General features: G+C 62.3%; 18 protein-coding genes and 1 pseudogene. 5 read left to right on the top strand and 14 right to left on the bottom strand.

Features of this window, described 5'->3' with window-relative positions; translation table 11 throughout:
* A complete protein-coding gene (locus ACOAP0_RS03845; protein WP_498375522.1) occupies positions 1-966 on the bottom strand; it encodes a glutaminase in 966 nt (321 codons plus the stop codon).
* Between the two features lie 61 nt (positions 967-1,027).
* Between ACOAP0_RS03845 and ACOAP0_RS03840 the strand changes: the two genes are divergently transcribed.
* Complete coding sequence (locus ACOAP0_RS03840) at positions 1,028-2,197, top strand: DUF2157 domain-containing protein (protein WP_498375523.1); 1,170 nt, start codon at positions 1,028-1,030, stop codon at positions 2,195-2,197.
* 103 nt (positions 2,198-2,300) lie between these two features.
* On the opposite strand, the gene ACOAP0_RS03835 is transcribed toward ACOAP0_RS03840, so the two are convergent.
* From ACOAP0_RS03835 to ACOAP0_RS03805, 7 genes are all read right to left on the bottom strand, one after another.
* A complete protein-coding gene (locus tag ACOAP0_RS03835) occupies positions 2,301-3,437 on the bottom strand; it encodes a branched-chain amino acid ABC transporter substrate-binding protein (RefSeq protein ID WP_498375524.1) in 1,137 nt (378 codons plus the stop codon).
* 269 nt (positions 3,438-3,706) lie between these two features.
* Entirely contained in the window at positions 3,707-4,297 is a 591-nt protein-coding gene (locus ACOAP0_RS03830) for a hypothetical protein (protein ID WP_498375525.1), read from the bottom strand.
* 33 nt (positions 4,298-4,330) lie between these two features.
* Entirely contained in the window at positions 4,331-5,491 is a 1,161-nt protein-coding gene (locus tag ACOAP0_RS03825; protein WP_498375526.1) for a branched-chain amino acid ABC transporter substrate-binding protein, read from the bottom strand.
* 107 nt (positions 5,492-5,598) lie between these two features.
* On the bottom strand, positions 5,599-6,456 hold the full coding sequence (locus tag ACOAP0_RS03820) for a LytR/AlgR family response regulator transcription factor (protein WP_498375528.1): 858 nt from the start codon (positions 6,454-6,456) through the stop codon (positions 5,599-5,601).
* A gap of 7 nt (positions 6,457-6,463) precedes the next feature.
* Positions 6,464-7,522: a sensor histidine kinase gene (locus tag ACOAP0_RS03815; RefSeq protein ID WP_498375529.1), complete on the bottom strand. Its 1,059-nt coding sequence runs from the start codon at positions 7,520-7,522 to the stop codon at positions 6,464-6,466.
* 21 nt (positions 7,523-7,543) lie between these two features.
* Entirely contained in the window at positions 7,544-7,840 is a 297-nt protein-coding gene (locus ACOAP0_RS03810; protein WP_087494572.1) for a 2TM domain-containing protein, read from the bottom strand.
* A 27-nt stretch (positions 7,841-7,867) separates the two neighbouring features.
* Entirely contained in the window at positions 7,868-8,281 is a 414-nt protein-coding gene (locus ACOAP0_RS03805) for a DUF2306 domain-containing protein (RefSeq protein ID WP_498375530.1), read from the bottom strand.
* Between the two features lie 183 nt (positions 8,282-8,464).
* Between ACOAP0_RS03805 and ACOAP0_RS03800 the strand changes: the two genes are divergently transcribed.
* The 4 genes from ACOAP0_RS03800 (at position 8,465) to ACOAP0_RS03785 (ending at position 12,592) form a co-directional block, all read left to right on the top strand.
* The gene (locus tag ACOAP0_RS03800) at positions 8,465-9,742 is read left to right on the top strand and encodes an efflux RND transporter periplasmic adaptor subunit (RefSeq protein ID WP_498375531.1); all 1,278 of its coding nucleotides are present in this window, start codon (positions 8,465-8,467) and stop codon (positions 9,740-9,742) included.
* 10 nt (positions 9,743-9,752) lie between these two features.
* On the top strand, positions 9,753-10,445 hold the full coding sequence (locus ACOAP0_RS03795; RefSeq protein WP_498375532.1) for an ABC transporter ATP-binding protein: 693 nt from the start codon (positions 9,753-9,755) through the stop codon (positions 10,443-10,445).
* The gene (locus ACOAP0_RS03790) at positions 10,442-11,677 is read left to right on the top strand and encodes an ABC transporter permease (protein WP_498375533.1); all 1,236 of its coding nucleotides are present in this window, start codon (positions 10,442-10,444) and stop codon (positions 11,675-11,677) included. Before ACOAP0_RS03795 ends, ACOAP0_RS03790 begins: the two co-directional genes overlap by 4 nt.
* 81 nt (positions 11,678-11,758) lie before the next feature.
* Positions 11,759-12,592, top strand: a complete 834-nt coding sequence (locus ACOAP0_RS03785) for an undecaprenyl-diphosphate phosphatase (protein WP_087494568.1) — start codon at positions 11,759-11,761, stop codon at positions 12,590-12,592.
* A gap of 3 nt (positions 12,593-12,595) precedes the next feature.
* Here ACOAP0_RS03785 and ACOAP0_RS03780 read toward each other — a convergent pair whose 3' ends face one another.
* From ACOAP0_RS03780 to mutS, 6 genes and pseudogenes are all read right to left on the bottom strand, one after another.
* Positions 12,596-13,027: an EAL domain-containing protein gene (locus tag ACOAP0_RS03780; protein WP_498375534.1), complete on the bottom strand. Its 432-nt coding sequence runs from the start codon at positions 13,025-13,027 to the stop codon at positions 12,596-12,598.
* Positions 13,028-13,055: 28 nt separating this feature from the next.
* Positions 13,056-14,330 (bottom strand): annotated as a pseudogene (locus tag ACOAP0_RS03775) (putative bifunctional diguanylate cyclase/phosphodiesterase); the annotation flags it as partial.
* Positions 14,327-16,123, bottom strand: a complete 1,797-nt coding sequence (locus ACOAP0_RS03770; protein WP_498375537.1) for a sensor histidine kinase — start codon at positions 16,121-16,123, stop codon at positions 14,327-14,329. The pseudogene ACOAP0_RS03775 and the gene ACOAP0_RS03770, both read right to left, overlap by 4 nt.
* Positions 16,124-16,129: 6 nt before the next feature.
* Complete coding sequence (locus tag ACOAP0_RS03765) at positions 16,130-16,933, bottom strand: alpha/beta hydrolase (protein WP_481873009.1); 804 nt, start codon at positions 16,931-16,933, stop codon at positions 16,130-16,132.
* Between the two features lie 10 nt (positions 16,934-16,943).
* On the bottom strand, positions 16,944-17,771 hold the full coding sequence (locus tag ACOAP0_RS03760; protein ID WP_087494564.1) for a proteasome-type protease: 828 nt from the start codon (positions 17,769-17,771) through the stop codon (positions 16,944-16,946).
* A 258-nt stretch (positions 17,772-18,029) separates the two neighbouring features.
* Complete coding sequence (gene mutS, locus ACOAP0_RS03755) at positions 18,030-20,594, bottom strand: DNA mismatch repair protein MutS (RefSeq protein ID WP_498376101.1); 2,565 nt, start codon at positions 20,592-20,594, stop codon at positions 18,030-18,032.
* Between the last annotated feature and the right edge of the window lie 63 nt (positions 20,595-20,657).

Here is a 20,657-nt window from a genome sequence, read left to right as displayed (position 1 = left end):
TCAGGTGTGGTTCCAGCCGGTGAGCTGCACCAGTCGCTCCAGCGCAAAGGCGCCCAATACCGAGTTGCCTTTGGCGTCCAGCTCAGGCGCCCACACGGCAATGGTGCCCACGCCGGGGGCTATGGCGACAATGCCGCCGCCCACACCGGTTTTGACCGGCAGGCCGATGCGGTAGGCAAAGTCGCCGGCGGCGTCATAGGCGCCGCAGGTGAGCAGCAAGGCATTTACGCGGCGTGCGTCGTCAGCGCTCAAAAACTGTTCGTCGGGCCGGCCATCGCGGCCCAGGTCGCGCCCGCCATTGGCCAGAAACATGGTGGCTTGGGCGAGCTGGGCGCAGTTCATTTCGGTTGCGCACTGGCGGCAGTAGTTGTCCAGCACCAGCTCGGGCGGGTTGGCGAAGTTGCCGTGGCTTTTCATGAAGTAGGCCATGGCCATGTTGCGGTGGGCGGTGTCGCGCTCGCTTTTGGCCACGGCCGCATTCCAGCTCAGCTCCGGGTCGTCGGTCAGGCGGCGCAGGGCGCCGAGGAGCGCGTAGTCCAGGTGGGCGTAGCGGGTGGTGAGGATGTCGGTAATCACCAGCGCCCCCGCGTTGATGAACGGGTTGCGCGGAATGCCGTGCTCGGTTTCCAGCTGCACCATGGAGTTAAACGCTGCGCCTGAAGGCTCGCGGCCCACGCGCTTCCACACGTCGTCGCCAATGGCTTTGAGCGCCAGCACAAAAGTAAACAGCTTGGTAATGCTTTGCAGCGAAAACGGGGTGTGCGCATCACCCACTTGGTAGGTGCTGCCATCCACCAGCGCCACGGCCATGCCGAACTGGCGCGGCTGCACTTGCGCCAGTGCCGGTATGTAGTCAGCCACCTTGCCTTGGCCGAACAGGGCGCGGGCTTCGGTGTCGATAAGGGCTAAGGCCGCATGCAGCGATTCGGCAGCCGGCAGACCAGTGGTAGTGCGGGGGGTAAGCATGGTTTCATTCTAGAAGCGGCCCTGTGGTACATATGCAGCCAAACGACAGCGGGGATGCGCAATGGACATCAAGGACTTCACCGACACCAGCAATTTGACGTTTGAGCTGCGCCTGCAGGACCTGAAGCAGGCCGCACGCGATGGCCTGATCACCGAGCAGCAAGCCCAAGCCCTGTGGCAGCGCTGGAGCCAGGGGCAACATTGGCAGGCCACACGGCCTGTAGACCCCAACGCGTCCCAGTCCGCTCAGCCGGCCGTGGCGGCTGTGGCGGCCGTGGCGGCCGTGGCGGGCGGCCCGCGTTTCAGCTTTGTGAATGTGTTGTATTACTTTGGCGGCCTGCTGGCCATTGGCGCCATGACGCTGTTCATGACACTGGGCTTCCAGCAGATGGGCCCGACTGCACTGATGGTGCTGGGAGCCTTGTACCTGTTTGCTGCGCTGAAGGTGGCGGACTATTTCAAGGCGCGCAGCCTGCCGGTGCCGGCGGGTTTGATGGCTACGCTGGCGGTGTTTCTGGTGCCGCTGATTGTGTGGGGCGCACAGCACCTGATGGGCTGGTGGCCACCGGGCGGGCCGGACTCGCTGGCCAGCTACCACACGCGCATTGACTGGCGGTGGATCACGCTGGAGTTCGCCACGCTGCTGGCCGGTGTGCTGATGCTGTGGCGCTACCGCTTGCCCTTTATGGTGATGCCGCTGGCGCTCACCCTTTGGTACATGAGCATGGACGTGGCCAACATGCTGCTGTTCGACCACCGCTGGGAATGGGAGTTCATGCGCGACATGTCGCTGGTGTTCGGCATAGGCACCGTGGCGGTAGCCATGTGGGTGGATGTGCGTACCCGCTTGTCCAAGACGACGGAGTGGCGGCAGGACTTTGCCTTCTGGCTCTACATCTTCGGTACCACCATGTTCTGGTGCGGCCTGAGCCTGAACGACTCTGGCTCTGAGCTGGCCAAGCTGGGCTACTGCGCGCTGAATGTGTTGTTGGTACTAGTGGGCGCGGCCATCGGGCGGCGCGTGTTCACGGTGTATGGCGCCTTCGGGGTGATGTTCTATTTGGGCCACCTGTCGCATGAGGTGTTTCGCGAGAGTTTTATGTTCCCGTTTGCGCTTACGTTACTGGGCTTGGGCCTGGTGGCGCTGGGCGTGTGGTGGCAGCGCCATGAAAGCGCCATAGCGGCACATTTGAGCCGCTATGTGCCGCAAGGGTTGCAGCCTCGGGCCTGAGAGTTACATGCCGCATGAAAGCGGCGCACATAAAAAAAGCGCACTGCATGCAGTGCGCTTTTTTGTCGTCTGGCAACTTGCGTTGCCGAGAGACCTGCGGTGATTAGCGGATCACAGCGATGTCAGACAGCTTGCCGCCCTTGACGGTCTTCAGTGTCAAAGCGCCGTTCAGGATGTCGCCCTTGTTGTCAAAGGAGATGGTGCCTGTCACGCCCTTGTAGTCCTTGGTAGCTGCCAAAACAGGCAGGTACTTGGCTGGGTCGGAAGAACCGGCCTTGACCATGGCAGCGACCATGACCTTCACGCCGTCGTACACGTAGGGTGCGTACACTTGAACTTCAGTACCGAACTTGGCCTTGAACTTCTTCTTGAAGTCTTCCATGCCGACCTTTTGTTGGCCTTCCACGCCACCGGCTTCCGCGCAGTAGACTTGGTTGTCAGCAATCGCGTCGCCACCCAACTTCACCAATTCGGTGGAGCAGATGCCGTCGCCGCCCATGAACTTGGCGTTGATGCCCAGGGACTTCATTTGACGCAGCATGGGGCCTGCAACAGCGTCCATACCGCCGAAGAACACGACGTCAGCTTTCTTGCCCTTGATGGTGGTCAGGATAGTGGAGAAGTCAGTTGCCTTGTCGGTTGTGAATTCCTTGGCAACCACGGTGCCGCCGGCAGCTTCAACAGCCTTGGTGAATTCTTGAGCAACGCCTTGGCCGTAAGCAGTACGGTCGTCGATCACGGCGATAGCTTTGCCCTTCAATTCCTTGACAGCGTACTTGCCCAGTGTGCCGCCCAATTGAGCGTCGTCAGCCACCAAACGGAAGGCTGTCTTGAAGCCTTGGCGTGTGTACTTGGGGTTGGTCGCGGAAGGAGAAATCTGGGGGATGCCTGCATCGGAGTAGATGCTGGAAGCAGGGATGGTGGTGCCGGAGTTCAAGTGACCGATCACGCCAGCAACTTTGGCGTCAGCCAGCTTCTGGGCAACAGCAGTACCTTGCTTGGGGTCAGCTGCGTCGTCTTCAGTCATCAGCTTCAGGGTGACTTTCTTGCCACCGATGGTCACGCCAGCTGCGTTGAGTTCTTCCACGGCAAGGATGGCGCCGTTTTCGTTGTCCTTACCCAAGTGGGCGATAGCGCCACTGGTGGGGCCAACGTGAGCGATAGTGACAACCGCGTTTTGTGCGAAGGCCATACCGGTAGACAAGGCGATGGCTGCGGCTGCAACAATTTTCAACTTCATAAAAACTCCAAATTAAAAAAGTGTGAATAAATTTCTCACCGGGGCGAACATTAGCGCAAGTCTTGAAAGGTGAGCATCAGGCTTGTACTGATATGTTACTAGTATTTAAATCTCTAATGGGCCATGAATTAGATTGCTCCCAAAACAGGGATTTCCCCTCTGGAGAAAGTCTTTATTTGGTGCCATGAGAATACAAATGCACAGTTCTAGTGCGTGTAAACCACTAGAAATTGACCCCGGGCAAAACGGGGAGTGCCGGGCAGGGAGGCTCAGTCGAGCAGGGTGCGCGCAAAGGCGTTGATGGCGTCCACATCCGGCGCTAGGGATGTGAAGTGCAGGCCTTCACTGACCAGCGTGGCACGCAGGCCGCGGTCGACCTCGCGGGCCTGTTCTTCATCCTGGAAGCGGCCGGTGTGCACGTATTTTTTCTCGCCGCGCTCGACCAGGATGTTGATGTTGTTGTGCTGCTTGTACCACTCCAGAATTTGGGCGCGGGTCTTGCCCACATCGCAAATGTTCTCGGGGTAGTGCTCGTTGTAGTAGAGCACCTGGGGCAGCGAGCACTCGGTGATCAGGAACTGCACCTGCCCGTCGAGCAGGTTGAGCATCTCGAACTGGCGCTGAGCGATGAAGTACTGGTTCTTCAGCACCTCGAAGTTTTGTTGCCAGACCAGGGACTTGGCGTAGTCCGGAATGGTCTCCACGGTTTTGTTGTGGAGGTTGAGGAACAGGATGATGGCTGCGGAGAACAGCGACTTGTCGCTACCCGGCCCGCCGATGATGTTGATCACCTTGGTGGGGTACATGCGCATCTTGCTCTCGGGCAAGGTGTTGGGCACGGTGGTATAGCGCAAAGTCATACTGTTCTCCTCAGTGGTCTTTGCCGGGGCGGTTTACCAGCTGTCGGACCGCATTTGGGATTCCCAGAGCCCGCCATTGGCACTGTACACCCCGATCACGCCGTATCGCTGCTCGCCCTTGTCGTCCCATTTCATGGAGCCGGTCACAGGCGCGTAGCCGTCGATCTTCTTGAGCATGGCCACGATGTCTTTGGGCTTGGCCGATTCCGCACGGCGGATGGCAGCAGCCACCACGTACATGGCGTCGTAGGTGTAGTGGCCGGCGTAGGCGGGGTCTTTTTTGAACTTGGCGCGGTACTTGTCCAGGAAGGCGGCGCCTGCGGTGAACTCGCGGGCGTCCAACACCGGAGAGGTGGCGTACAGACCTTTGACCACGCCAGTGCCTTTGAGCATGTCGGTGGTCTTGATGGTGTCGGCACCCAGGATGGTGATCTTGGTGTAGTCGATCTTCTTGAGTGCCTCGATGAGCGCGATGATCTGGAAGTCGCTCACGGTCGTCACCAGCACTTGCACGTTCTCGGCCTTGAGCTTGGCGGCAAAGTCGTCAAACGCGACGGTTTTGTCGTCAAAGCTTTGCTTGACCAGAATTTCGCGCTTAGCAGCCTTGAGCTGCACTTCGGCACCGGCAGCCAGGTCTTTGCCGTACACGGTGCCGTCGTCCTGCAGGGCGTAGCGTGTGCCCGGGAACTGCGAGGACGAGTAGCTGCCGATGGCTTTGGCCTGCAGGGTGTCGTTCGCCACCAGGCGGAAGGTAGTGGGCAGACCCAAAGCCGTGAACTTGGGGTTGGTGGAGATGGCCAGCTGCGGGATGTCCTTGTCCGCGTAAATCGGGGCCGCGGCAATGCTCTGGCCGGAGTTCAAATGCCCGATAACCGCGACCACACCCGCATCCACCAGTTGCTGCGCCACTTGCTTGGCAGTGGCTTCGTCGGCCTTGTCGTCCACAGCCACGATTTCAAATGTGACGGTTTTCCCCTTGACCTTGTAGCCTTCCTTGTTGAGCTCTTCCACCGCCAGCGTTACGCCGTTGAGCAAGTCCTGCCCCAGTGCCGCGAGGTTGCCGCTCAGGGGCTGGGCCACGCCGATCTTGATGACGGAGGGGGTGGAGTCGCAGCCTTGCAGCAAAGCGGCAGGGGCGGCAGCGCCCACGGAGAGCAGACGCAGGGTGTGGCGACGCGAGAGTTTCAATTGCATGGAAGGGGTCCTGGTGAATCGATGGCGCATTGTAGGGACCAATGCCCCGCAACACCCATGCCAGCAGCCACTGGTTTACCCGATGTGTCTGCCTGTGGCTACGCGCCTTACATGGCTTTGAAGCGCTGGGCGTAGAGACGGCTGACGGCGAGTTTGTCGTCCCGGTTACGCAAACTCAAGGTGAGGCGGCCTGCATCGTCACGGCTGACGGTGTCGATGGCGGTGGCACGCACCACCGTGCCCCGGTGCACCTGCCAGAAGACGTGCGGGTCCAGTTGGGGCAGCAAGTCTTTGAGGGCGGTGCGCAGCAGGTGCTCGCGGTCGCGGGTGAGCACCCGCACGTATTTGTCGGCCGCCTCAAAGTACAGCACTTCGTCTATGGGCACCATGCGTATCTGGCTGCCTGCGCTCACTTGCAGCACCTGCAGCAGGGGTGTCGTGCCGCCCGCGTCCGCCGCTTGCGCCGGCATACCCGTATGGGCTTGCAGCAGGCCGCGCAGCTGGCTGAGGGCGGCTTCCAGCGCCGGGTCCGTGGCCGGGTTTGCTATGGTTTCAGGAGCTGCCCGCGCAGATTCGGCGAGCGCCAGCTGCAGTTTTGACACGGTTTTTTGCAGGCGTGCAGGCTGCACGGGTTTAAGCAGGTAATCCACCGCTTGGGCCTCAAAGGCCTGCACGGCGTATTGGTCATAGGCCGTCACAAACACCAGTGCCGGGAAGGGCTTCTGCGGGGCGTGGGCGGGCGGCCACAGGTCGGCCAATTCGAGGGCGGCATCCAGACCGCTCATGCCCGGCATGCGGATGTCAAAAAACAGCAGTTGCGGCACCAGCTCCAGCGCGGCCTTCACGGCGGAGGCTCCGTCGCCCACGGTGCGTAGCACCTGCAGTTCCGGCCACGCACGGGCCAGCTCGGCTTGCAATGCTTGGGCCAGCAGGGGTTCGTCTTCTGCGATCAGAGCGGTGGGCATGGTGTGCTTACGCTTTCAAGGGAAAAGTGATGCTGGCGCTCATGCCACCTGCGGGAGCAGCTACCAAAACCATAGCGCCACGCTCGCCGAAGGCGGTGGCCAACCGTTCGCGAACCTGCTGCAGCCCGAAACCGTGGCCGGTGGTATGGGGGGCCGGAGGCAGCAGTTCGGCAGGGTCTGCGCCCAAGCCGGTGTCTTCCACATCGAGCCTCAGCACGCCGTCGGATGCAGAGGCGGCAATGCGGATGCTGCCGCCCTCCACCTTGGGCTCCAGCCCGTGCTGAATGCTGTTTTCCACCAGCGGTTGCAGCAGCAAAGGGGGCACCGGTTGGGCACGCAAGGCTTCCGGCAGGTCCAGGTTGAATTGCAAGCGCGGGCCCATGCGGATGGCCATGAGCTCCAGGTAATCCTGCAGGCGGGCGAATTCGTCGGCCAGGGTGTGGGTGTTGCCGCCTGAGGGTGCGCGTGAGGCGGACAGCGTTGCGCGCAGGTAGGCAATCATGTGGTCCAGCATGGTCTGGGCCCGTTGCGGGTCTACCGCAATCAGGGCGCGCAAGTTGGCCAGGGTGTTGAACAGCATGTGCGGTTCCAGTTGCGCTTCCAGCAGTTTGAGCTGTGCCTCGCTGGCCTGGCGGCGCGCGACTTCGAGGTTCTGGCGCTCGGCAGCCAGTTGTTCACGGCTCACGAATACCCAACAAATGGTGCCTCCGGCGACCAGGCTGACAAACAACATGCCAAAGGCCATGCGAGGGGTCTGTTTCCAATACTGAAACGAGGTGGTGCCCAGAATCAGGTCGGTCAGCAGGTGGCCGCTGAAGTAGCCCAGCACCACCGCCACCGGCACGATGTAGAGCAGACGGTGCAGATGCATCTGCCAGTTGCCCACAAAAAAATGGATCGCTCCTTCGATGAAGGCCCAGATGCTGATGCCGATGCAGTGCGAATACACCAGGTTCAGGCCGAAGGAATGGTTGTCAAACAGCGTGATGGCAATGGCGATCACGGTGTTGAGCGCTAGGACTTTCAGGCCGCGCAGGACCATCGCGTGGGAAAAAAAGGAAGGCATAGAGCCCGCAGTATGCCGCGCTTACCAGGGGTCGCGCAGGGTTTCGAGGCGCTGGCGTTCGCGCTGCAGCAGGGTGTGAAAGAGGCTGAAGTTCTGCAGGCTCAGGTACACCACCACGCCGTGCACCGCAAGACCCAGGCCCCAACCCATGGCGGGGAACACCGCCCAGTGCTGGCCTTGCAGGGCCGACAAGGCCGCCAGTCCGGCATTGACCAGCACGAACACCAGGGCATGGATGTACCAGCCCATTTTGGCGCCGGCGCGTTTGCGGGCCAGGCGGTCGAGTTCAGCGGGGGAGAGGTGGGTGAGTGCGTTCATGGTGTGCTCCTTGAGAGATGCGGTGGGTTACAGGAGACCGAGCCACTGGCCCCAGACCAGTTGGCCCAGGTAGCGGCCGGGCAGCAGGGTGAAGGCACCTGCGCCTATGCAGGCCCCGAAATAAAGGCCTTGCATGATCTTTTGGTGGCGGCTGATGTCTTTCAGGTACAGCGCGCGGAAAGCCCCGAACAGACCTGCCAGCGTGAGCGGCACGAACAGGTGGATCCAGGTGTAGCCCGCGATGTTGAACTGCAGGTAATCGCGGATGAACAGGGCGCTGAGCGCGGTTGCCAGCATCAAGGTCACCCAGGCATAGCCAGCGGCACGGTGCAGATGAGTGCGCTGCACGCGGCCTTTGCGGGCCCAGAGGGCAACGGGGCCGATGGCCAGTGCGGCCAACGCGGCAGTCATGTGGATGGCGATAACGGGCGTGAGTTGCATGGCGAGGCTTTCGTGGTCTGGTGGCGTGACTGTGCCGGCAGCACTTCGCCCTGCCCACCGGTTTGCGACGGAATGCAGAGCGGGAGGAGCGAAATGCAGCCGCGTGGCGTGAATGGCAGCCGGAAAAAGGGGGCTCTGCCGGCGTGCCACGTGCGTGCCACAGGGGCTTTCTAGAATCGGGGCATGAATAAACAACGCATAGGAGCCGCCGCTGTCCTGGTGGCTCTGCTGGCCGCCGGCGCTTGGTGGTGGACCCAGCAGTCCGGCACGGGCCGGGTGGAATACCGCACCGCCGCCATTACGCGGGGCAACTTGCAGGCCACGGTGGCCGCCAGTGGTGCTGTCAGCCCCGTATCGCAGGTGAGTGTGGGCACCCAGGTCAGCGGGCAGATCCGTGATGTGCTGGTGGATTTCAATAGCGAAGTCAAAGCCGGCCAGTTGATCGCCCAGATCGACCCCGAGACCTTTGAATACCGTGTGCGCAGCGCGCAGGCCGATGTCGATGCCGCCCGCGCCGCCGTGCTGACCGCGCAGGCCAACGCGCTGGCCGCGCAAACGCAGGTATCGCGCGCACAGGTGGACCTGGACGAAGCCCGCCGCGACTCCGACCGCAAACAAAGCCTGGCTGACAAACAGTTCATCGCCACTAGCGAGGCCGACAAGGCCCGTGCTTTGGTGAACACCAGCATGGAGGCCATGAAGAGCGTGCAGGCCCAGGTAGGCGTGGCGCAGGCGCAGGTCAAAACTGCGCAGGCCAATGTGGCCCAGCGCGAGGCCGCTTTGGCGCAGGCACGTATCGATCTCGCCCGCACCCGCATTACGTCCCCCGTGAACGGCATTGTGATCAAACGCACCATCGAGCGCGGCCAGACGGTGGCCAGCAGCCTGCAGGCGCCTGAGCTGTTTGTGATTGCCCAGAACCTCTCGGACATGCAGGTGGAAGCTGCGATTGACGAGAGCGATGTGGGTCGCCTGCAAACCGGCCAGAAGGCCAGCTTTACCGTGGATGCCTTCCCCGGCCAGACCTTTGAGGGCAGCATCCGCCAGGTGCGCAAGGCGGCCACCAATGTGGCGAATGTGGTGACCTATGTGGCCATCGTCGGTTTCAAGAACGAAGGCGGCAAGCTGCTGCCCGGCATGACGGCCAATGTGCGCGTCATCACTGACCAGCGCGACAAAGCGCTCAAGGTACCCAATGCTGCACTGCGCATGCGCATCGAGGGCGTGGACGCCCCGGCAGGCGCGCGTGGGCAAGGCAAGGGCCGGGTCTACACCCTGGGTGCGGATGGCAAGCCCCAGGCAGTGGCCGTGCGCATTGGCGTGTCAGATGGCAGCAGCACTGAAGTGCTGGAGGGCGGTGAAGGCGGCCCGGCATTGGCAGAGGGCACCGAGGTGATCACCGGCATCAAGACCGCGGCGACGGCCAAGGCCGGTGGTAGTGGCCCGCGTCCGCCGTTCTGAGGCGACAAGCATGTTGATTTCGGCCCGCGAGCTGACCAAAACCTACGCCATGGGCGACCAGACGGTGCACGCCCTGCGCGGCGTGTCGCTGGACATTGCCGAGGGCGAGATGGTGGCCATCATGGGCACTTCGGGCTCGGGCAAATCGACCTTGATGAACATTCTGGGCTGTCTGGACCAGCCCGGCAGCGGCAGCTACCTGTTGGCCGGCGAAGCCGTGCAGGGCATGGCGCCGGATGCGCTGGCCTCCATCCGCAACCGGCGCATCGGCTTTGTGTTCCAGCAGTTCAACCTGCTGGCCCGTACCAGCGCGCTGGAAAACGTGGAGCTGCCCATGGTGTACGCCGGCGTCAAGGCGCCCGAGCGCCATGCCCGCGCGATGGAAGCGCTGCAGCGCGTGGCCTTAAGCGAGCGCGCGCACCACACACCCGCCGAGCTGTCGGGCGGACAGCAGCAGCGCGTGGCGATTGCGCGTGCGCTGGTGAACCGGCCGCAGCTCATCCTGGCCGATGAGCCTACCGGCGCGCTGGACTCGGAGACCAGCGAAGACATCATGCAGCTGCTCACCGACCTCAACCGCCAGGGCATGACCGTGGTGTTGGTGACCCACGAACCGGACATCGCCGCCTGGGCCCGCCGCAAGCTGGTCTTCAAGGACGGCCGCATGGTGGAAGACACGGTGCAGGCGGGGGCTCCGAAATGAATTTTTTTGCCGCATTGCGCAGCGCCTGGCGGTCCCTCGCGGCCAACACCCTGCGCAGCTTTTTGACCATGCTGGGCATCATCATCGGGGTGGCGGCGGTGATCACCATGATTGCGGTCGGCCGGGGTGCGACCGACCGGGTGCAGGAGCAGATGAAGGGGCTGGGCTCCAACATCATGCTGGTGCTGCCCGGTGGCGTGTCTCAAGCCGGTGTGCGCCTGGGGGCACAGACCCGCCAGCGACTGACCGAAGAAGACGCCACCGCCATCGGACTCGAAATTCCCGAGGTGCAGGTGGCAGCACCCACGTCGCGCACCAGCGGGCAGCTGGTGTTCGGCAACACCAATTGGAGCTCCACCATCTTCGGGGTAAATAATGACTATCTGGAAGCGCGCGACTGGCCGCTGGCCACCGGCCGCATGTTCGATGCAGGCGAGCTGGCCGGCTCCGCCAAGGTGGCCTGGATAGGCAGCACGGTGGCGCGCGAGCTGTTCGGCGACCAGGATCCGGTGGAACAGGTCATCCGGGTGCGCAACATCCCGATGACGGTGATCGGCGTGTTGGCGCCCAAGGGCCAGAACTCCATGGGACAGGACCAGGACGACGTGGTCATGGTGCCGCTGGGGACGCTGCGCAACCGTATCTGGGGCGGCGACGCCACCAGCCGGCTCAAGCGCGTGGGCAGCATCAGCGTGAAGGTGCGCGAAGGTCAGGACATGCGGGCGGTGGAAGACAGCATCAAAGACCTGCTGCGCCAGCGCTTCAAGGTGCAGGAAGGCACGGACGATCCCTTCGTGGTGCGCAACCTCACAGAGATCTTGCAGGCGCAGGAGGAGAGCAGCCGCGTCATGACTTTGTTGCTGGCGGCAGTGGCGGGCATCAGCCTGGTGATTGGGGGCATCGGCATCATGAACATCATGCTGGTCAGCGTGACCGAGCGCACCCGCGAGATCGGGCTGCGCATGGCGGTGGGTGCGCGGGGGCGCGACATCCTGGCCCAGTTTTTGATTGAAGCCGTGACTTTGAGCCTTTTGGGTGGTGCCATCGGGGTCGCGTTCGGGGCGCTGGCTACCTGGGGTGTGGGACACTTCGCGGGTTGGCAAGTGAGCTTAAGCGCCGGCTCGGTGCTGCTGGCCGTGGGCTTCTCGGCGGCGGTGGGCGTGTTTTTCGGCTACTACCCGGCGCGGCGCGCGGCGGGGTTGCTGCCTATCCAGGCGCTGCGCTACGAATAATTGCTATCAAAAGGTGAGCTGCTCGCGCATATTCGATGAGCGCTAGCGGCCGATTCGGCTTGTATTTCAGGGAGAGTTGTTTTGGATATTGTGTTGTTGATCAAGGCCGCCATCATGGGTGTGGTGGAAGGGCTGACCGAGTTTTTGCCGATTTCCAGTACCGGCCACCTGATTCTGGCGGGCTCGCTCCTGGGTTTTGACGACGAGAAGGCCAAGGTGTTTGACATTGCGATCCAGACCGGCGCCATCTTTGCCGTGATTCTGGTGTACTGGCAAAAGATCCGTGACACGCTGGTGGCCCTGCCCACCGACAAGGCAGCCCAGCGGTTTGCGCTGAATGTGCTGATCGGATTCTTCCCCGCTGTCATTCTGGGCCTGCTGTTCGGCAAGGCTATCAAGGCGCACCTGTTTACACCGGCCGTGGTGGCCACTACGTTCATCGTTGGCGGCTTCATCATTCTGTGGGCGGAACGCCGCCAGAGCGCGGGCGGCAATGCCGTGCGGGTGCATAGCGTGGACGACATGACCGCCTTGGACGCTCTCAAGGTCGGTCTGGTGCAGTGCCTGGCCATGATTCCGGGGACCAGCCGCAGTGGCTCCACCATCATCGGGGGCATGTTGCTGGGCCTGTCCCGCAAGGCGGCGACCGATTTTTCGTTCTTTCTCGCGATACCCACCCTGATAGGCGCGGGTGCCTACAGCCTCTACAAAGAGCGCGCGCTGCTGTCGATGGCAGATGCGCCCATGTTCCTTGTGGGGCTGGTGTTTTCGTTTATCAGTGCGTGGCTGTGCGTGCGCTGGTTGCTCAAGTTCATCTCCACCCACAGCTTTGTGGGCTTTGCGTACTACCGCATCGTGTTCGGGTGCGTGGTGCTGGTTACCGCGTGGACCGGGCTGGTAGTCTGGGCGGAATAAGCCTCAGATCACGGGGTCGCTGACAGCCGGGTAGGTCGCAAATCCGGCAAACGCGGTGGCAGCCTGATCGGCGGGCACCGGTTTGCTGAACAGATAGCCCTGCACGTCCTCGCAGCCCAGAGCGCGCAGGAATTCCAGCTGTGCGATGGTTTCCACGCCTTCGGCGATCACGGACATGCCGAAGCTGTGGGCCATGGCCACGATGGCGCGGGTGATGGCCATGTCGCCCTGGTCCTGCGGGATGTTGCGCACAAATGCCTGGTCGATCTTCAGCGCATCCAGCGGGTAACGCTTGAGGTATGACAGGCTGGAGTAACCGGTACCGAAATCGTCCATCGCCAGCTTCACGCCCAGCGACTTGCAGTCGTGCAGGATGGCCAGGGTGGTGGCTACGCTGTGCAAGGCCAGGCTTTCGGTCACTTCCAGCTCCAGCATGTGGGGGGGGCAAACCGGTTTCTTTGAGCACGGTGTCCACCAGCTGTGGCAGGTCCTGCCCCACGAATTGGCGCACTGAAATATTGACCGCGATGCGGAAGTTGCGGTGCCCGCGCGCGAGCCACTGGGCTGCCTGACGGGCCGCGGTGTGCATCACCCATTCACCGATCTGCACAATGATGCCGCTTTGCTCTGCCACCGGAATGAACTCGGCAGGCGAGATCCAGCCCATCGTTGCGTGCTGCCAGCGCAGCAGGGCTTCAAAGCCCACCAGTTCGCCGGTGCTGATGCGCACCTGGGGCTGGTAGAACAGCTGCAAATCGCCGTTCTCCAGCGCGCGGTGCAATTCGTTGTGAATGAGGAGTGAGCGGGCCACGCGGCGGTTCATGGCCGCATCGAAGTACACATAGGTGCCCGGTCCGTCGGGCTTGGCATGGTGCAGGGCTGACTCTGCATTGAGCAGCAGCGCGTGCACGCTGTCGGCCTGCTCGGGGTAAGCGCTACCGCCAATGCTGGCCGTCAAAAACAGGGTGTGTCCGGACACGTTGTAGGGCTGGGATAAGGCGCGCAGCAGGTTGCCCGCGTGGGCGGCCAGGGCTGCCGAATCGGGCAGGTCCGCCAGGCACACCGCAAACTGGTCGCCACCCAAGCGGCCTACCGCGTCATAAGGCCGTGTGCGATCGCTTTGCAGGGTGCACTGATGCAGGCGCTTGCCCACCTCGCGCAACACCAGGTCACCCACACCGGTGCCCAAGGATTCGTTGATCTTGGAAAAACCATCCAGCCCGAGGCACAGCAAGGACACGGTGGGACAGGCATTGAGTGCGTTGTCCAGTTGCTGCTCGAACAGGTCACGGCCAGGCAAGGCGGTGAGCGTGTCGATTTGCATGGCCTGGCGCACTTCCATTTGCATGCGTTGTGCGGCCAGTTGCTGGATGCGGCTTCGCTCCAGCCGGGCGTGCACCGCCTCCAAAAGCTCTTCGCGCCGGCAGGGTTTGGTGAGGTAGTCGTCCGCACCCAAGTTCATGCCGGTGCGGGTGTCGGTCCGGTCCGCCCGCGCGGTCAGCATGATGATGGGCAATGTCGAGCTGCCGGGGTTCTCGCGCAGCGCCTTGACCAGGCCGAATCCATCGAGCCCGGGCATCATTACATCCGTGAGCACCAAGTCCGGCTTGTGGGTTTGCGCCATCGCCAGGGCTTCCAGCCCGTCGCAGGCGGCCAGCACCTCAAAGCCTTCGAGCTCCAGCATCCATTGCAGGTTCTCTCGCAGGGAGGGCTCGTCTTCGGCGATCAGGATCTTCACGGGACACTCTCCTTGGGCGCTGCAGGGGCGGTCAATACGACGGTGAAAGTGCTTCCCTCACCAGGCGTGCTCTGCAGAGAAATGCTGCCGCCATGGCACTGAACTGCATCCCGCACGATGGCCAGACCCAGGCCCGTGCCCGAGATATTGCCCACATTGCTGGCACGGTGAAAACTCTCGAACAGCTGCGGCTGATCCGCAAGGGGAATGCCAATGCCCTGGTCTGACACGGTGATCACCAGTTCACCCGGACGGGGCCTTACCCGTAAGGTGACCTGTCCTCCATGGGGCGAGTACTTGATGGCGTTGGACAGCAGGTTGCCTACGATGTTGCGGATCAAGACCTCGTCGACGAGGTAGGCGTCCGTATCCCGTGGCAGATCCATCGCCATCTGAATGCGGCGGAAGGGTTCCGCCATGGCGCTGCGCAGCTCGTCGACCAGGCTTTTGCAGAACACCGCCACCTGAGAGGGCTGCGGCTTGAACTGCAGGCGGCCTGCGTCCGAGCGACCGATGACCAGCACGTTTTCCAGCATGTGGGTCATGCGCTCTACCGCATCGTCAATCTTCAGAAGGGTCAGGCGCTTCTTGTCCACGGGCATGCGGTCGTCGTAGTGCATCAGCAGGTCGACGGAGCCGTGGATGGTGGCTAGCGGCGTGCGGAACTCATGCGACGCCATGGTGATGAAACGGCTCTTGAGGTCGTTGAGCTCAATCTGTTGTTGCAAGGCGCGCTTCTGGTTTTGCTCCGCCTCCACCCGGGCCGTTGCGTCCACAACGAACAGCAGGGTGGCGTCTCTATGGCCCCATTGCAGCAGCACAGCTGACAAGTCCAGGGTGCGGACCTCGCCCTTGTCCGTGATGATGCGGAAGCTGTACATCTCCTCCACCGGCTCCCCGCGCAAACGCCGCTGGTGCCGCTCCACCACAGCCGGTACATCGTCGGGGTGGATGGTGCCGGTGAAGGGCATAGCCATCAGGGCTTGGGTAGAGTGCCCCACGATGCGCTCCATGCTGGGGTTTACAAACACCATGCGCCCGTCTTGCACGACCACCACGCCGACGCCCACGTTTTCAATCACCGAGCGGTAGCGGGCTTCGGACTTGCGCAGTTCTTCAATGGCCTGGTAGCGCTCAATGGCTGCGCTCACGTGGTTGGCAAAAAAACCGAGGATGTTCACGTCATCCTCGTCGTAAATCACATCCGGTGTGTAGCCCTGCACCACCAGTACACCCCCCATGCGGCCGCGGATTTGCATGGGTACGCCCAGCCAGGAGCTGAATGTCAAATCGCCGGTCGCCTCGGCCATAAATCCGCTTTTGCGCAACTCCAGGAAGCGGTGCGTATCCATCAACTGCGGCTTGCCGCTTTCCAGCACAAATTCGGTCATGCCCCGCTTGTAGGGGACACCTTCCCGTTGCATGATGTCGCCGTCTTTTTCGTCGACGTAGTAAGGGTAGTCCATCAACCCCCTGTCGTGGTCGTGCAAGGCGACGTAGAAGTTGTCGGCAAACATCAACTCACGCAGCAACTGGTGCACGACCCGCAGAAAGTCATAAAACGACAAGCCGGCCGTCGCGCGCTCGGCAATGCGGTAAAACACCCGCTGCATGGCCTCGGCGCGCCGCTGTTCCTCGGCGTCGTGTTGCAGTTCAGTGGTGCGGCGCAGCAGCCATTGGCGGGCCTGGATTTGCTGTTGGTTCAGCAGCGAGCGCAGCGTTTCATTGTCAGCCTGCAACTCCCGGATCTGTGTTTGCAGTGAGGCAAGCAGGTCGGGTTCAGGCTTGGTCATAGCTGCTTAGTGGCCCATGTTGCGCAGGGCCGCTTCCAGGGCAGCAGCCGTCGCCAGCGGTTTTTCCATCGGGAAAAGGTGGGTGCCATCCAGCATCATGTTGCGCCCTTTGGTGATCTTGTTGGTCAGGTCCATGCCGACTTGCTTCATTTCGGCAGACTGGTCGCCGCCGATAAACGTCACCGGGCACTTCAAGGGGTGGCGCGCCAGCAGGCGGTCCAGGTTGTCGGGCAGGGTGTTGTAGAAAGCGGTTTCCACATCGCGATCGAAGGCTAACACCCGTTTGCCGTCGGCGTCCTCAGGGAAATCATCTACATAGTCCTGTAGCACCTGCGGGTCCCAGCGGGCAAAAGCCTTTTTGTGCCGGAAGTGTTCGAGCGCAGCCTCGGCATCAGGCCAGCTATGGCGACGTTTGCGGCTCACTGCGCCGGGGGAGATGGACCCCACCAGCTGGGTGGTTTTGGCCAGGCCTACCATGCGTGAACGCCAGCCACCCACCAGGGGGGAGTCAATCAGCACCACACCTTTGGCCAGTGCGGGCTGCTGGGCCGCGGCCATGAGGCTCAAAAAGCCGCCCAAAGAATGGCCCACCAGCCAGACGGGCTCGCCCGCCTTGTCGACCACTTTGGAGGCAAAGTCCACCAATTGCTGCACGATATGCGGCCAGTTGTCACTGACCGGGTAGCGTGCATCGTGTCCGTACTTTTCTATGGCTTTGACGCTGTAGCCGCGGGCCCGCAAGCTTTTGAAAAGCACCTTGTAGGTGGCGGCGGGGAAGCTGTTGGCGTGAGAAAAAACGATGGTCGACATGCAGGCGAGACTAAATCAATTTCTCGTCGGGAGTGGTGATCTTCTTCAAAGGCAGGCTGCGGGTGCTGGGTATCAATAGCGGCACCTCGGTTTGGCCGCCGTTCCACATCGGGTCCTCGATGCTGTCGAACACCTCGCGCAGCTTTTGGCCCCAGTTGTTGTGCAGCATCTTGAAGTAGGGGTTGTTTTCGTCGATGCACACCACCTTGTCGGTCTGGAAGCTATTGGCTTCGTACACCACCATGTCCAGCGGCAGGCCAACCGACAGGTTGGACTTGAGGGTGGAGTCCATGGACACCAATGCGCACTTGGCGGCTTCGTCCAGCGGGGTGTTGGGCGTGATCACGCGGTCCAGCACCGGTTTGCCGTACTTGGATTCGCCCACCTGGAAGTAGGGCGTCTCGGGGGTGGCTTCAATGAAGTTGCCGGCCGAGTAGACCTGGAACAGACGCATGCCTTCGCCCTGGATCTGACCACCGAAGATCAGCGACACGTTGAAGTCCACGCCCGCGTTTTTGAGCGCTGCACCGTCGCGCTCTTGTACCTTGCGGATGGCGGAACCCAGCACACGGGCAGCGTCGAACATGCTCTTGGCGTTCCAGATGGTGATGCCTTCGTCGTCCTCGTGGTCCTTGAGCTTTTCTATCTGCAGTATCTCGCGGACTGACTGGGAGATGCTGAGGTTGCCGGCCGAGAGCAAGACCATGAAGCGGTCGTTGGGCTTCTCGTACACGATCATTTTGCGGAAGGTGCTGATCTGGTCGAGTCCGGCGTTGGTGCGAGAGTCGGAGAGGAACACCAGTCCGGCGTTGAGTTTGATGGCGACGCAGTAGGTCATTTTTATTGTCGTTTGGGGCAAAACCTAGAGTGTATCGGGGTGGGGCGGTAGGTCTGTGCGGGAGCAGTCCTTGCCGGGCGGGGAGGCGGTGTGCGGGCCGGGGGCTCATGAACCTTCGGTTTTTAAAATCGCCCCCAACCCGCACACCGCCTCCCCGCCCGCCAAGGACATGGGGTATGCGGGACGCGCCCTTGGCGCTGCGCAAACGCTTCGCCTCTCCGGCGAGACGTGTCACGCCGCCCTACCGGAGCGAAAGAGCTAAGCCTTGTTAGCCAGTGCTTTCAATTGATAAAGCGCGTCCATCGCTTCTCTGGGGCTCATCGCATCAGGGTTAATGGCCGCTAGCGCCGTCTCTACAGCGCTGGCAGCTACTATTTCTGTAGCAGGGGGCGCAGCGAACAGGTCCACCTGGGCTTGCGATTCACTGGCCTGGGCTTCCAGCGCGTCCAGGGTGTGACGGGCGTGGTTCAACACGGCGGCGGGCATGCCGGCCAGGCGGGCCACTTGCACACCGTAGCTCTTGCTGGCCGGGCCGGGTTCAATGGCGTGCAGGAACACGATGTCGCGGCCCGCTTCGGCGGCGCTCACGTGCACGTTCAGCGCCGCATGGTGGGTGGCGGGGAACTCGGTGAGTTCGAAGTAGTGGGTGGCAAACAGGGTGAACGCCTGCGTTTTGTCGTGCAGCTGCGTGGCAATCGCGCTGGCCAGTGCCAGTCCGTCGAAGGTGCTCGTTCCCCGGCCGATTTCATCCATGAGCACCAGGCTGTGCGGCGTGGCGCTGTGCAGGATCTGCGCAGCCTCGGTCATTTCCAGCATGAAGGTGGACTGGGCGTTGGCGAGGTCGTCGGCAGCACCTATGCGGGTATGTATGGCGTCAATCGGGCCCAGCCGGCAAGCCTGCGCGGGTACGTAGCTGCCGATGCTGGCCAGCAGCACGATGAGCGCGACCTGGCGCATATAGGTCGATTTACCGCCCATGTTGGGCCCGGTGATGACTTGCATGCGCTGCTTGACACCGAGGCGCGTGTCATTCGCGATGAAGTTACCGCTGCTGAGTTCTGCCAAGCGCGCTTGCACCACGGGGTGCCGGCCTTGGGTGATGTCGATGCAGGGCTCAGTCACAAACTGCGGGGCATTCCAGTCCAGTGTGAGCGAGCGTTCGGTCAAGGCGCACAGGGTGTCCAGTGCGGCGAGCGACTGGGCCACGGCGGTGAGGGCGGGAATGTGTGCTTGCAATTGGTCCAGCACCTGCTCGAACAACCATTTCTCGCGGGACAGGGCCCGCTCTTGAGCACTCAGGGCTTTGTCTTCAAAGGCTTTGAGTTCGGGGGTGATGAAGCGCTCGGCGTTCTTCAGCGTCTGGCGGCGACGGTAGTCCTCAGGCACTTTATCGACCTGGCCAGTCGTGACCTCGATGAAAAAGCCGTGCACCTTATTAAATTGCACCCGCAAATTGGCAATACCGGTGCGGGCTTTTTCGCGAACTTCGAGGTCCAGCAAAAAGGCATCGCAGTTGGTCTGGATCGCGCGCAGCTCGTCCAGATCGGCGTCAAAGCCGTCGGCGATCACGCCACCGTCGCGCACCAGTGCAGCAGGTTCGGGCGCGATGGCGCGACCCAGCAGGGCAATGGCCTCAGCCGGTGGCTGAAGGTGGCTGCAAATATGAGCCAAATAGCCCTCTAGCGCCCGCAGATTATGCGCGAGCAGCTCTGTTTTTTGTAGCGTTTGCACCAGCGCTACCAGCTCGCGCGGGCGCACCTGGCGCAGGGCGATGCGGGCGGTGATGCGTTCCACGTCCGCACAGCCCTTGAGCTGGCTGCGCAGGGTTTGCCAGATATTGTTCCGCAGGGTGGCAATCGCCAGCAGGCGGTGCTGTGCCTCGGTGCGTTCGCGCAGGGGCTCCAGCAGCCAGCGTTTGAGCAGGCGGCTGCCCATGCCTGTCATGCAGGTGTCGAGCAGACTGAAGAGTGTGGGGCTGTCCTCGCCGCGCAGGGTCTGCACCAGCTCCAGGTTGCGGCGGGTGGTGGCGGGCAAGTCGATGAGTGCATCGTCCCTTTGCACCTGCACGCTGTGGATGTGGGTTAGGGCACGGCCCTGGGTGTGTTCAGCGTAGCCGATCAGGGCACCGGCCGCGGCGTGGGCCAAGGCCAGCTCTTGCGCGTTCCAGCTGGTCAGACTGGCAGCTTGCAGAGCGTCCAGCAGTTTGCGCTGGCCCAACGCGCTGTCGAACTGCCATTCGGGGCGGGCCGTCAGGTACACGGCGGTGCCATGGCGCAGGCGCTTGATGCGGTCTTCGAAGCTGGTGGTGCAGCCCGCGCTATAGGTCAGCTCGCTGGGGGCAATGCGGCTCACCCAGTCGGGCACCTCGTCGGGCGTGCATTCGGCCAGAAAGACGACGCCCTGGGTGACGGACAGCCAAGCCAAGCCACAGCGGTTGCGCGGGCCTTGGTGCACGGCCATCAGCATGGACTCGGTTTTCTCGGACAGCAGTTCGGCGTCTGTCAGCGTGCCGGGGGTGACGACCCGCACCACTTTGCGCTCGACCGGGCCTTTGGTGGCACCCACTTCGCCGGTTTGCTCGCAGATGGCCACCGACTCGCCGTGGCGTATCAATTTGGCCAAGTACCCTTCCATCGAGTGGAATGGCACACCTGCCATGACCACCGGTTGACCGGCGGACTGGCCACGGGTGGTGACCGTAATGTCCAGAATGCGGGCCGCCTTCTCGGCATCGGCGTAAAACATCTCATAGAAGTCGCCCATGCGATAGAACAGCAGCGTGTCCGGGTAGGCGGCTTTGAGCCCCAGATACTGCTGCATCATGGGGGTGTGCTGGTCGAGCGGAGCGGTTGCGAGGGGAGATGTCACGGCGGGGGAAATCGGGTA

The organism is Curvibacter sp. Hmag1.1 (genome assembly GCF_059769165.1).
This window is presented reverse-complemented; position numbering and strand designations above follow the sequence as displayed.

Coding starts and splice junctions, on each gene's coding strand:
- ACOAP0_RS03845 (WP_498375522.1), bottom strand. CDS start 966: ATGCTTACCCCCCGCACTACCACTGGTCTGCCGGCTGCCGAATCGCTG.
- ACOAP0_RS03840 (WP_498375523.1), top strand. CDS start 1,028: ATGGACATCAAGGACTTCACCGACACCAGCAATTTGACGTTTGAGCTG.
- ACOAP0_RS03835 (WP_498375524.1), bottom strand. CDS start 3,437: ATGAAGTTGAAAATTGTTGCAGCCGCAGCCATCGCCTTGTCTACCGGT.
- ACOAP0_RS03830 (WP_498375525.1), bottom strand. CDS start 4,297: ATGACTTTGCGCTATACCACCGTGCCCAACACCTTGCCCGAGAGCAAG.
- ACOAP0_RS03825 (WP_498375526.1), bottom strand. CDS start 5,491: ATGCAATTGAAACTCTCGCGTCGCCACACCCTGCGTCTGCTCTCCGTG.
- ACOAP0_RS03820 (WP_498375528.1), bottom strand. CDS start 6,456: ATGCCCACCGCTCTGATCGCAGAAGACGAACCCCTGCTGGCCCAAGCA.
- ACOAP0_RS03815 (WP_498375529.1), bottom strand. CDS start 7,522: ATGCCTTCCTTTTTTTCCCACGCGATGGTCCTGCGCGGCCTGAAAGTC.
- ACOAP0_RS03810 (WP_087494572.1), bottom strand. CDS start 7,840: ATGAACGCACTCACCCACCTCTCCCCCGCTGAACTCGACCGCCTGGCC.
- ACOAP0_RS03805 (WP_498375530.1), bottom strand. CDS start 8,281: ATGCAACTCACGCCCGTTATCGCCATCCACATGACTGCCGCGTTGGCC.
- ACOAP0_RS03800 (WP_498375531.1), top strand. CDS start 8,465: ATGAATAAACAACGCATAGGAGCCGCCGCTGTCCTGGTGGCTCTGCTG.
- ACOAP0_RS03795 (WP_498375532.1), top strand. CDS start 9,753: ATGTTGATTTCGGCCCGCGAGCTGACCAAAACCTACGCCATGGGCGAC.
- ACOAP0_RS03790 (WP_498375533.1), top strand. CDS start 10,442: ATGAATTTTTTTGCCGCATTGCGCAGCGCCTGGCGGTCCCTCGCGGCC.
- ACOAP0_RS03780 (WP_498375534.1), bottom strand. CDS start 13,027: ATGCTGGAGCTGGAAGTGACCGAAAGCCTGGCCTTGCACAGCGTAGCC.
- ACOAP0_RS03770 (WP_498375537.1), bottom strand. CDS start 16,123: ATGACCAAGCCTGAACCCGACCTGCTTGCCTCACTGCAAACACAGATC.
- ACOAP0_RS03765 (WP_481873009.1), bottom strand. CDS start 16,933: ATGTCGACCATCGTTTTTTCTCACGCCAACAGCTTCCCCGCCGCCACC.
- ACOAP0_RS03760 (WP_087494564.1), bottom strand. CDS start 17,771: ATGACCTACTGCGTCGCCATCAAACTCAACGCCGGACTGGTGTTCCTC.
- mutS (WP_498376101.1), bottom strand. CDS start 20,594: ATGATGCAGCAGTATCTGGGGCTCAAAGCCGCCTACCCGGACACGCTG.